The sequence below is a fragment of the Syntrophorhabdaceae bacterium genome, assembly GCA_028713955.1.
In the GTDB taxonomy this organism is placed as follows: Bacteria; Desulfobacterota; Syntrophorhabdia; order Syntrophorhabdales; family Syntrophorhabdaceae; genus UBA5609.
In genome coordinates this window covers 1-10,524 of record JAQTNJ010000102.1, presented here as the reverse complement: position 1 = coordinate 10,524, position 10,524 = coordinate 1, and the positions used below count along the sequence as shown (strand labels likewise).

Here is a 10,524-nt window from a genome sequence, read left to right as displayed (position 1 = left end):
CCTTTGAAGAGTTCGAGGCGAGGACGGGGCAGGTACTCTATATATCGGCAACACCAGCAAAGTACGAACTCAATAAGGCAGCGGGGATGGTAGCTGAACAGGTTATACGGCCGACGGGTCTCATGGATCCCGCTATCCACCTTCGGAAAGCAAAAAACCAGATCGAGGAGCTTATCCCTGAGATACAGGAGACCATCGGGCGAAAAGAAAGGGTACTCATCACAACGCTTACGAAAAGGTTTGCCGAAGACCTTACTGATTTTCTCCTGGACCGGAATATCAAGACAAAATACCTCCACTCCGATATTGACACCCTGGAGCGTGTCGCCATCATCAGAGACCTGAGGATGGGAAAATTTGATGTCCTTGTCGGCGTTAATCTCCTCCGGGAGGGGCTTGATCTGCCGGAGGTATCACTCGTGGCGATACTCGATGCCGACAAGGAAGGGTTCCTCAGGTCAGAGACGTCCCTGATACAGACCTGCGGCAGGACTGCACGGAATATCAACGGAAAGGTGCTCATGTTCGGCGATGTCGTGACGGAGTCCATGAAAAGGGCAATCGGAGAAACGCAGAGGAGGAGAGCCCTCCAGAAGAGGTACAATGAGGAACACGGCATCACACCGGAGACCATCAGGAAATCCGTTGTCGACGTCCTGTCGTCCATTTATGAAAAGGATTACTACACGATCCCTGTCGACGAATTTGAAGAAAAAGGGATAGAGCCGAAAAAGCTGTCCAGGATGATGAAGAAACTGCGGAAAGAGATCAATGAGGCGGCAAAGAGGTGGGATTTCGAGAAGGCCGCCAACCTGAGAGACCGGCTTCTGCAGCTTGAGAAGATGGAGATCACCCTGTGATAACGGAACAAGAGTTCAATACCCTGCCTGAATCCTCCGGCGTCTATATCTTCAGGGATAAAGAAAAGAACATCATCTACATCGGCAAGGCAAAGAACATAAAGGAAAGGGTCAGGAGCTACATGGCCGAAACAAAACGGGACATCAAGACCGAGCGGCTCGTTGACAAGATTGAAGAGGTCGAGGTCTTCCTGACAAAGAATGAAAAAGAGGCATTCCTCCTGGAAAACAACCTTATCAAGGAGAACAGGCCGCGCTATAACGTGAACCTCAAGGACGACAAGAGCTATATCTCATTGAAGCTGACGGTCAATGACCGCCACCCTGCCCTTTACCTGACAAGGGAGATCGAAGATGACGGTGCCCTTTATTTTGGTCCCTACCCCCGTTCAAGAGATGTAAAGGACGTATTAAAACTGATCCAGAACTTTTATGCCATACGGAGATGTAAAGACAGTGTATTCAAAAAACGGAAAAGGCCCTGTATCCTTTTTCAACTGGGAAAATGTCCCGGACCCTGTACTGAAAAGATTGATGACACCGGTTACCGGAATATGGTGTCCGAGCTCGCGGATTTCCTCTCCGGACGAAGTGAAAATCTTCTGAAGGAGCTTGAACGGCGGATAACCCGGGCGATCTCCTCGTGGAAATTCGAAGAGGCGCAGGCCCTTAAGGAGCGATACCTCGCCATCAAGGGCATGATGGAGAGGCAGAGCGTCCATGAACACCTCGGTAAAGACAGGGATGTGTGGGCGTTTTCCGGGGGAGACCAGAAGGTTCACATCGTCCTCCTCAGCTTTAAAAAAGGGGTGCTTATCGCGAAAAAGACCTTCAGAGAGCCTTCTGTCGCCACCACTTTGCACGAGATCATTCCGACCTTTCTGTTCCAGTATTACAACCTACGGCCGGTCCCTGAAGAGATCATCGCTTCAGAGAAGATAAGGGACGCAGAGCTTCTTGAAACATATCTCCGGGATAAAAAGAACGGTCCTGTCAGGATATACGGGCCGGACGAAGGAGCTGCAGGGGAGATCATGAGACTCGCCCTCGAAAACCTTCACGAGACCGAACCAATCCCCAAAGAAGAGGCCTTTAAAAAAACCCTTCACCTGAAAAGGATACCAGGCAGGATCGAGATCTACGATATTTCACACAGCCATGGCAAACATCCCACAGGGGTCATGGTTGTATTTGAGAAGTTCAAGGCAGCCAAAAGATCCTACAGGGTCTTCCACATAAAAGAGGCGCCGTCAATGGATGATGTGGCAATGATAGGGGAAACGCTGCAAAGGAGATTGACAGACACCAGGATCGTTCCTCTCCCTGATCTGTGCATCATAGACGGAGGCAAGGGACAACTGTCGGCAGCCATGAAAATACTTAAATCCCTGAACATCAACAGTGATGTCATCGGCGTCGCAAAAGGACAGCGAAGGAAAAAGATGGAAGACCTCATCTACATACCGCTTCGCAAAAACCCCCTCCTGTTGTCAAAATCTTCAATCGTGTTCAGGGAGATCCTCCGGTTGCGGGATGAAGCACACAGATTCGCAGTGACCTCTCACAGGCGATGGAAAAAAAGGGAGGACCTACTTTGACAATACCTTTACAATTGACCTGATAATATCCCTGTCCGTAAAGGGCTTATCCAGGAACCCGTCGGGCCTGTACTCTTTAAGTTTTACCCGTTGTTCGTCACCCATGAAACCACTGGCGATGATCACGACAACATCTGAGCGAATCTCCCTGATCTTCTTCAGTACATCATCGCCCTTCAGTCCCGGCATGATCATATCAAGGATAATAACCTTAACCTCATCGATATGATCCTGAAAGATCCTCAGGCAATCCGTGCCGTTCCCTGCTTCCAACACCTTGACCCCGGCCTCTGCAAGCGTTCTTTTTAAAAGTTCCCTTATTATCTCCTCATCATCGACAACAAGAATGGTTTTGCCTTCGATGATCTCACTGTTTTGTACCTTTTCCTGCGCTGTCTTTTCTTTTATCCTGCCTACCGGCAAGGGCAGGTGAAGACAAAATTTCGTGCCCCTCCCCTCGCTGCTTTCTACCTCAATGAAGCCGCCATGTTCTTTTATCACCTTATCAACGAGGTACAAACCCATACCCAGATTGGAGCCGTTCCCCTTCGTAGTAAAATAGGGCTCAAAGATCTTCTGCTGCAATTTCTCATCGATCCCCGTCCCGGTATCTTCGATCTCAATAAGCGCAAATTCCCCGCTATTGCCGTAGTCTCTCCTTTCAGTCCTCACCCGTAAAGAACCCTTGCCTTCCATAGCATCTTTCGCATTGACAAAGAGATTAAGAAAAACATTCTGAAGCTCCGTTTCGTCACCCTTGATAGGGGGTATGGCAGGATCGAACGATTTTTCAATCTCTATCTCTTTAAAGCTCTCCTTCAACAGATAAAGGATATCGTCGAGGAGATCGTTGAGAAGAACGATACCGGTTGTCCTCTTCTGTCTCCTTGAAAAATTGAGCAGATGCTGCGTCAGTTTGGAAGCCCTCTGCGCGGAATGTTCGATAGCCTCCGCATATCGGAGTAAAGCCGGATTATCGGCGAGGAATTTTTTCATCAACGAAGAGTACCCCAGCACTCCCGTCAAAAGGTTATTAAAATCATGGGCAATACCACCGGCGAGCATCCCCACGCTGCCCATCTTCTCGCGCAACAGGTGCTCTTCTTTTTTGATCGCCTGTTCCGCAACATCCTTAAAAATGATGCCCCGCAACGTCCCGTCATCTCTATCTATCTGAACAGGGAAACGCTCTATCGTGAAGATCTTATAGACATTACCGGATTTATAGGTCACCTTCCCATAGAGCACGCCATTTTCTCTGAAGATTTCGTCGGTCACGCCGGGGATGACCTTGTCGATCCTCTCCCCGGTAAGAAAGCCTTTTTGCGTCTCGAATTCATTCTTTGCCTTTTCATTGACATAGCAGACGAAACCATCCTTATCGACAAGCATGAAGGCATCGGGGAATCCGTCAACGATATGTTCAAAGGTGGTCTTCCCTTCGATATCCTGTTGATAATCATGGCCATTGATATTCAGGATCAGGGCTTTATTATAAATGTCACAGACTATTTCCAGTTCCCTCAAGTATCTCAATTGGATATCCATATAGTATTTTTTGCCAAGGAGAACGAAACCTATGGTTCTGATGTCCTGCTTGAGAGGATATATATAGACAACCCCGTATCCGAATGCATCGTCTATAATTGCCGGCACAGTGGTGTTGCCGTTTTTTATCAAAACACTTTTACTGTCGATGCTGTCCTCTGTACCGTCTATGCTATAGAAACCCTCGCGGATTGTGCCGTTTCCGTCTAAGATGATCTTGCACATATCGAAAAACGATTCCTCTACAAAAATCTTCGGCATATTCCTGACGAGGCTTTCACTGTTGTCAATACTGTTCATGATCCGCATGATAATGGAATAGTTATTTACAGCCCTCTCATAAAAATTCCACTGCACTTTTAGTGATTCAGATTTGAGATCACCGTGTCTCATACTATACCAGCTGTAAAAAGTTCATGATCTTTTCCATCTCCCTGGTTATACCATTTTTTTCTTTCTGGAGGATAAGACCCTCACTTGTGTGTACGTTTTCAGGAAAAAGGAGGAACTGGTCGGCAGCGTTCACTATGTTTACAAGAGACGCGTATGCGCCGGCATAGCCCTTTTCGTGGTGGTGGCGGATGACATTGCCGAAATAATCAGGGAACTTCCACTTGATAGAGATGATATACCCCGCCTCCTGGTGGTCTATGCCGAACCTCTGCTTCTCCAGAACACTTGCATCCTGCCCATTCCTCTCGGCCTCACGGACCAGTGCCCCATAGTTCTCCACGCCGAGATAAAAAACGATCTTTCCGATATCATGGAGTAATGATACCGTATATATCTTCTGAGGATCTTCAATGAGCATCCTTTCTGAAAGGATCTTGGCGGCACAGGCTACCTTGATGGAATGTTCCCAGAGGCCGAAAAGGTCTTCTTCTTTCAGCCTGAGCTTTTTCAGGATATTGTCCATGAACAAAAGACATGTCACGATACCCTTGATCTCTTCAAAACCTATGGTAAGCATGGCACGCTGTAGGTGGAAGATCTCAACGCCCCTGCTGTAGTATGCCGAGTTGGCAATGCTGATGATCTTTGACGAGATGGCCTGATCGTATTGCACCACATCGCAGAGATCATTGAAGGACGAATTTTTGTTGCCCAGGATATGAAAGACTTTATTGATGATGCCGTTCAGCGTCGGGATGATCTTTAAATCTGTGGCCTTTTGCAGCAGGGTATCTCTAACAGTAAGATTCATCATGGCTTCTATATACCTTTTCGAACAAATCAGTGAAAAATTAAGTTTTTTTTGAAAAAAACCGGAAAAATATAGACCATATTACACAAAAAGACCATAAAAGTATCCCCTCAGTCTCAATTGCAATGGTATCATGCCGGACAAATTTCGAAGACTGGGGGGATACACACAAAATACCAAAGAACTTGACTTTGAAAGTATTTTCTACTATGCTGTTATACTTTTTGGAGGTGCAGCAATGGGAATCGGACTTATAGGAAAAAAGATCGGCATGACCGAGATATTCGATGAGCACGGCGGCATGATACCGGTCACCGTCATACAGGCAGGACCCTGCTATGTTGTACAGAAAAAAGGTCTTAAAAAGGAAGGATATGCTGCCCTCCAGTGCGGTTTTGAACAGATCCAAAAGGTGCAGCGGGTCAATAAACCCCTTTCGGGCCATTTTAAGAAAGTATCTGCAGCACCGGCAAAAATTCTGCGGGAGTTCAGGGTTACGCCCGAAGATCTGGAAACATACGATGTGGGTTCAACCTTTTCGGTTGAAATATTTGAACCCGGTGAATTCGTTGATATTACCGGTACTTCGAAGGGAAAGGGTTTTTCCGGCGTAATAAAAAGACATGGCTTCCACGGGGCTCCGGCTTCGCGGGGCAGCCACGAGTTCTTCAGGCACGGCGGCTCCATCGGCCAGAACATGACACCCGGCAGAACCATGAGAGGCATGAAGATGCCGGGACACATGGGTGCGAAAAAGGTGACCATACAAAACCTGAAAGTCGTAGATGTGCGGAGCGATACGAACATCCTTCTCGTGGAGGGTGCCATACCAGGTCCGGCAAATGGGTTTGTGATCATAAAAAAGGCTGTCAAGAAACAAAAATAACCGGCAAAGATGGAAGACAGGAGTCAGAATACAGAAGTCAGAATATTTTTTTAATTCTCCCTTCCTCCTTTCCGTTTCGTCGCTTCTCCCCATCTCCGCTTCTCCTCGTGGCCTTTCTATTGACTTTAAACATCCCAGACGATAGATTATGTCTATGTTCACTTTAAGTGTTAAAGATTCCTTTGCCGCTGCCCACCGGCTGGAAGGCTACCAGGGAAAGTGCGAAGAACTTCACGGGCACAACTTTGTTGTTGAAGTCCTTGTCGCAGGTGAAAAACTCGGGGATGACGGCCTCCTTGTGGATTTCAAGGTCATCAAAGGATACCTCCATGATATCCTGGACAGGCTTGATCATAAATACCTCAACGAAATCAGTTTTTTTACTGCCAGGGCAAGTTCGGCAGAATACATTTCCATGTACATATACGATGAGATGAAAAAGATTATCAGGGAGGAGAATATTTCTCTGAAAGAAGTCAGGGTATGGGAGTCAGAGAAGGCATATGCGGCATATGGTATCTAAAGCAGACATGATAGATGTACAGAATATGGAAGACACGAGAAAGATAGAGATCGATAAGGTCGGTGTAAAGAATGTCAAGTATCCTATTATCGTGATGGACAAGGTAAACAGTTTCCAGCATACCATCGCAACCATAGACATGTATGTCAACCTTCCTCACAATTATAAAGGCACCCATATGAGCAGGTTCGTCGAGATCCTCCACGATAATAAGAACATGATCAACATGAAGAACTTTCCCGGCATACTGAAAGAGATGAAGGACAGGCTCAATGCTGAATCTGCTCATATGATCGTAAGATTCCCCTATTTCATGAAAAAGGAGGCGCCGGTCTCAAAGACCCAGAGCTTTCTTGAGTACCACTGCGGTTTTTCAGGCTTCATGGACGACCAGAACAGGATGAAAGAGTTTGTTGTATCCGTGTCCGTACCGATCAACACCCTCTGTCCCTGCTCAAAAGAGATCAGTAAGTACGGGGCGCATAACCAGAGAGGGGTCGCAAAGCTGGATGTGAGTTTTAAAAAATTTTTCTGGATCGAAGACATGATCAATATCATAGAAAGTTGTGCAAGCACCGATGTATACTCTATTCTCAAGAGAGAAGATGAAAAGTACATTACCGAAAAGGCATTTGAAAATCCAAAATTTGTCGAAGATGTGGTAAGAGATATCGCAGAGATGTTATCAAAGGATACAAATATAACGTGGTTTGCCATAGAGGCTGAAAATTTCGAGAGCATCCACAACCACAGCGCATATGCGTATCTTGAAAGAAAAAATGAGGGAGGGAACACATGAAGAAGATTTTCATTTTGTCGTTTATTATGTTGTTGGCATTCTCAGGATGCACATTGTTCCAGAAGGGGACCACAGGTTCTGAAGGAACGGCCCAACCAAGACAGGAAGTGGCCAATCAGGCCTTCTATGGCTTTCCGGACATTCCCGTTCCGAAGGAATTGACCTATGTGCCTGAGAAGAGTTTTATTTACGAAAACCCTGCCATGAGGGCAGGAGTGATGTTTCTTAACGGTAACGTAGATATGCAGTCCCTCGAAAACTATTTCAAGATCAATATGGCAAAGAACGGATGGAGGTACGTCAACAGCTTCCGGTACAAAGACGTGGTGCTTAACTATCAGAAAGAAGACAGGACCTGCAATATCAAGATGTCGCGCGGCGCTTTCCAGACCGAGGTTGAGATCTGGGTAGGACCTGCAGAAAAAACTACCCCGCTGAAAGGAAATGGACCTAAATAAATGGGTTAAGATTCACGTTATCGAGAGCATCTTTGAGATGGACATGCTCAAGGATGCCCTCGATAAAGAAGGCATCCGGTATACCATCAAAGAATACAAGGATACGGCATACGACGGTCTTTTCATACTCCAGAAAGGCTACGCATCGCTTTCCGTCATGGAGTGCGATAAAGACAGGACCATGACGATCATTAAACGGATTAAATCTCTGCCATATGTTGCGCATTCAAAGGATTGACCCCCTCAGCGACATCATCAGCAAAAGGTACGCGGCATTTGTAGGCGCCGGCGGCAAAACGACCTTTATCGAATACCTCGCAGCCAGGGCAATACAACGAGGCAAAAGGGTTGCGCTCACAACGACAACGAAGATCTACGCAAAAGAACCTTACATCCTCACGGAGGAAAAGGCTCTTCATGACAGACCGGATATGCCGTCATACCTCAGGATAGGGAGATCGCTTGAGGGTGGGAAACTGACAGGGGTAACGTTTGACGAGATCAACAGGTTGGGCGAGCTCTTTGATCTTGTCCTTATAGAAGCCGATGGGTCGAAAAGGCTGCCCCTCAAATACCCGGCGGAATATGAACCGGTGATACCCCCCTGTTCAGAAACAATATTCGTTATTGCCGGCCTTGACGGCCTATCCTGCGCAGTCAGTGAAAAGGTCTTCAGATGGGAACTCTTTTGCGACAGAACAGGGATAAAGGCTGATGAGATTATCAGCCCGGATATCTTTTTACGTTTTTTTTCCCGGGATATCCTGTTGAAAGATGTCGACGAAAGACAATGTACCATCGTTTTGAACAAGTTCGATACGCTGGCCTTTAAGGGTAATGCGCTCACGCTCGCCAGGGCGTTGCTGAATATAATACCGGAGGGAAAGATCATCACCTCCAGCATACCCTTCGGGATATTCTACAAAATACAAAAAACATAGCGTTTTCCATAATTTGCCGTGAGCTGTCAACCATGGGCCGCAAGCTGCATACCATACGATTTAGCTTGATTTTTACGGCGATATTCTTTTAACTATCCCCTATGGATAACCTGAATATCGCGTCTCCGACCCTTGCAGACATTTATCTGCAGCAGGGACATATTGAGGCGGCCATAGATATTTATGACAAGCTTGTCAGAAAAGAGCCTGCTAATGACCTCTACAGGAAAAGACTTGCGGCTCTTAAAAAGGAATTGAAGGCAAAGGGTAAAACCACCGGATTTAAAAAAATTCTGAAAAAGAAGATCTGGTAAGAACATGAGAGAGAACAGGATTGCGATGGTTCTCAATATCATTGAGGACATGGATCTGGATGCCTGCGTTTTGAGAGGCATGGAAAATATCTTCTATCTGACAGGGTTCAGGGGCTCTGAGGGAACGCTCGTCGTTACCCGTAAGGACCTGTTCCTCCTGACAGACTTCAGATACATAACATACGCACGCGAGGTAACACGGGATATACAGGTCGTGGAGATAAAACTGTTAAAACAAAACCTCTCCGAACTATGCAGGGAACAGGGGATAAAAAAGATCGGTTTCGACAGTTTCCATACAACCTTTAACATATACCAGACATGGAAAGACGCGCTTCTGGATATCCTCTTTGTGCCTCTGGGCAACAGGATCGAAGAGATAAGGAAATGCAAGGATCCGGAAGAGATCGAGTCTATCCTGAAGGCAGTCCGGATTGCCACCGGGGCCTTCCTTGAGGTTTTTGAAAAACCTGTTCAGGGAAAAACGGAGAAAGAGGTCGCCAATGACCTTGACTTTGCCATGAGGAGGCTCGGGGCCGATTGTCCCTCCTTCAATACGATCGTTGCTTCAGGACCAAGGGCGGCGCTGCCGCATGCTGAGCCGACGGATAAACCGATCCTGAAAGGTGAGGCGGTCATTATCGATTTCGGCGCACAGGTGAACGGGTACTGCAGCGATGAAACGTGCACCATATCGGCAGGCAAGACAAACGGCAAGATAGAGGAGATATTCTCTGTTGTCAATAATGCCAGGATCTTTGCCCTGGCAAATATTAAGGTGGGACTCTCCATCAAAGAGTTCGACGGCATGGTCCGGGGATTTATCAAAGACGCCGGTTACGGCGACTTTTTCCGGCACGGCGTGGGCCACGGGATCGGCATAGCGGTGCATGAAACGCCGTCAATCAACAGCAGCGCCGAAGGGGTATTCGAAGAAAACATGGTAGTGACCATTGAGCCGGGTATCTACATCCCGGAACTTGGCGGTGTCAGATTGGAAGACATGGTACTTTTAACAGCTCAAGGACCGCAGATCATTACAAAGATCAGGAAAGACGCGCTTACGATCCGGTAGCCTATCGATGAAAGGATGGATCCTGAGTTATTGTACGTGAATATTCGTGGCAGGAGAAGGAGGGAATGATGGTTGTTTCAACGTCGGAGTTCAGGAAAGGGTTGAGGATTCTCCAGGATAATGAGCCCTTTGTGATCGTTGATTTTCAGCATGTAAAACCGGGTAAGGGCGGAGCCTTTGTGAGAACACGCCTGAAAAGCCTTATCAGTGGAAACGTCCTTGACAGAACATTCAGGTCAGGCGACAAGGCAGAGGTCCCCGAGATGGAAGAGAAAGAGATGCAATTTCTCTATAAGGAAGGGGAAAACTATTATTTCA

Annotated in this window: 13 protein-coding genes; 11 read left to right on the top strand and 2 right to left on the bottom strand. The window is 46.9% G+C overall.

Annotated features, from left to right (window positions below; translation table 11 throughout):
• Together PHU49_09775 and uvrC are read left to right on the top strand one after the other, a co-directional pair.
• A partial coding sequence (locus PHU49_09775) for a helicase-related protein (GenBank protein MDD5244293.1) occupies positions 1 to 860 on the top strand: 860 nt, incomplete at its 5' end.
• Entirely contained in the window at positions 857 to 2,458 is a 1,602-nt protein-coding gene (uvrC, locus tag PHU49_09770) for an excinuclease ABC subunit UvrC (GenBank protein MDD5244292.1), read from the top strand. The genes PHU49_09775 and uvrC, both read left to right, overlap by 4 nt.
• On the opposite strand, the gene PHU49_09765 is transcribed toward uvrC, so the two are convergent.
• Together PHU49_09765 and PHU49_09760 are read right to left on the bottom strand one after the other, a co-directional pair.
• Positions 2,450 to 4,399, bottom strand: coding sequence for an ATP-binding protein (locus tag PHU49_09765; GenBank protein MDD5244291.1), 1,950 nt, complete (start codon positions 4,397 to 4,399; stop codon positions 2,450 to 2,452). The two genes, uvrC and PHU49_09765, sit on opposite strands and share 9 nt — an antisense overlap.
• A gap of 1 nt (position 4,400) precedes the next feature.
• Positions 4,401 to 5,213, bottom strand: a complete 813-nt coding sequence (locus PHU49_09760; GenBank protein MDD5244290.1) for an HDOD domain-containing protein — start codon at positions 5,211 to 5,213, stop codon at positions 4,401 to 4,403.
• A gap of 235 nt (positions 5,214 to 5,448) precedes the next feature.
• Here PHU49_09760 and rplC point away from each other — a divergent pair, with 235 nt between their 5' ends.
• From rplC to PHU49_09715, 9 genes are all read left to right on the top strand, one after another.
• Positions 5,449 to 6,096, top strand: coding sequence for a 50S ribosomal protein L3 (rplC, locus tag PHU49_09755; GenBank protein ID MDD5244289.1), 648 nt, complete (start codon positions 5,449 to 5,451; stop codon positions 6,094 to 6,096).
• 154 nt (positions 6,097 to 6,250) lie between these two features.
• The gene (queD, locus tag PHU49_09750) at positions 6,251 to 6,619 is read left to right on the top strand and encodes a 6-carboxytetrahydropterin synthase QueD (protein MDD5244288.1); all 369 of its coding nucleotides are present in this window, start codon (positions 6,251 to 6,253) and stop codon (positions 6,617 to 6,619) included.
• Positions 6,609 to 7,418 carry a GTP cyclohydrolase FolE2 gene (gene folE2, locus PHU49_09745; protein ID MDD5244287.1) on the top strand — a complete coding sequence of 270 codons (810 nt, stop codon included), beginning with the start codon at positions 6,609 to 6,611 and terminating at the stop codon, positions 7,416 to 7,418. The genes queD and folE2 overlap by 11 nt, the downstream gene beginning before the upstream one ends.
• On the top strand, positions 7,415 to 7,876 hold the full coding sequence (locus PHU49_09740) for a hypothetical protein (GenBank protein ID MDD5244286.1): 462 nt from the start codon (positions 7,415 to 7,417) through the stop codon (positions 7,874 to 7,876). Before folE2 ends, PHU49_09740 begins: the two co-directional genes overlap by 4 nt.
• Complete coding sequence (locus tag PHU49_09735) at positions 7,863 to 8,114, top strand: hypothetical protein (GenBank protein ID MDD5244285.1); 252 nt, start codon at positions 7,863 to 7,865, stop codon at positions 8,112 to 8,114. The genes PHU49_09740 and PHU49_09735 overlap by 14 nt, the downstream gene beginning before the upstream one ends.
• The gene (gene yqeC / locus PHU49_09730) at positions 8,092 to 8,817 is read left to right on the top strand and encodes a selenium cofactor biosynthesis protein YqeC (GenBank protein ID MDD5244284.1); all 726 of its coding nucleotides are present in this window, start codon (positions 8,092 to 8,094) and stop codon (positions 8,815 to 8,817) included. The genes PHU49_09735 and yqeC overlap by 23 nt, the downstream gene beginning before the upstream one ends.
• Before the next feature lie 101 nt (positions 8,818 to 8,918).
• Positions 8,919 to 9,131: a tetratricopeptide repeat protein gene (locus PHU49_09725; GenBank protein MDD5244283.1), complete on the top strand. Its 213-nt coding sequence runs from the start codon at positions 8,919 to 8,921 to the stop codon at positions 9,129 to 9,131.
• 4 nt (positions 9,132 to 9,135) lie between these two features.
• Positions 9,136 to 10,206, top strand: a complete 1,071-nt coding sequence (locus PHU49_09720; protein ID MDD5244282.1) for a Xaa-Pro peptidase family protein — start codon at positions 9,136 to 9,138, stop codon at positions 10,204 to 10,206.
• A 65-nt stretch (positions 10,207 to 10,271) separates the two neighbouring features.
• Positions 10,272 to 10,524 (top strand): elongation factor P (locus tag PHU49_09715; GenBank protein ID MDD5244281.1); only part of this gene is annotated, 253 nt, incomplete at its 3' end.

Coding starts and splice junctions, on each gene's coding strand:
- rplC (MDD5244289.1), top strand. CDS start 5,449: ATGGGAATCGGACTTATAGGAAAAAAGATCGGCATGACCGAGATATTC.
- PHU49_09735 (MDD5244285.1), top strand. CDS start 7,863: ATGGACCTAAATAAATGGGTTAAGATTCACGTTATCGAGAGCATCTTT.
- yqeC (MDD5244284.1), top strand. CDS start 8,092: ATGTTGCGCATTCAAAGGATTGACCCCCTCAGCGACATCATCAGCAAA.
- PHU49_09740 (MDD5244286.1), top strand. CDS start 7,415: ATGAAGAAGATTTTCATTTTGTCGTTTATTATGTTGTTGGCATTCTCA.
- PHU49_09765 (MDD5244291.1), bottom strand. CDS start 4,399: ATGAGACACGGTGATCTCAAATCTGAATCACTAAAAGTGCAGTGGAAT.
- folE2 (MDD5244287.1), top strand. CDS start 6,609: ATGGTATCTAAAGCAGACATGATAGATGTACAGAATATGGAAGACACG.
- PHU49_09760 (MDD5244290.1), bottom strand. CDS start 5,213: ATGATGAATCTTACTGTTAGAGATACCCTGCTGCAAAAGGCCACAGAT.
- PHU49_09720 (MDD5244282.1), top strand. CDS start 9,136: ATGAGAGAGAACAGGATTGCGATGGTTCTCAATATCATTGAGGACATG.
- queD (MDD5244288.1), top strand. CDS start 6,251: ATGTTCACTTTAAGTGTTAAAGATTCCTTTGCCGCTGCCCACCGGCTG.
- PHU49_09725 (MDD5244283.1), top strand. CDS start 8,919: ATGGATAACCTGAATATCGCGTCTCCGACCCTTGCAGACATTTATCTG.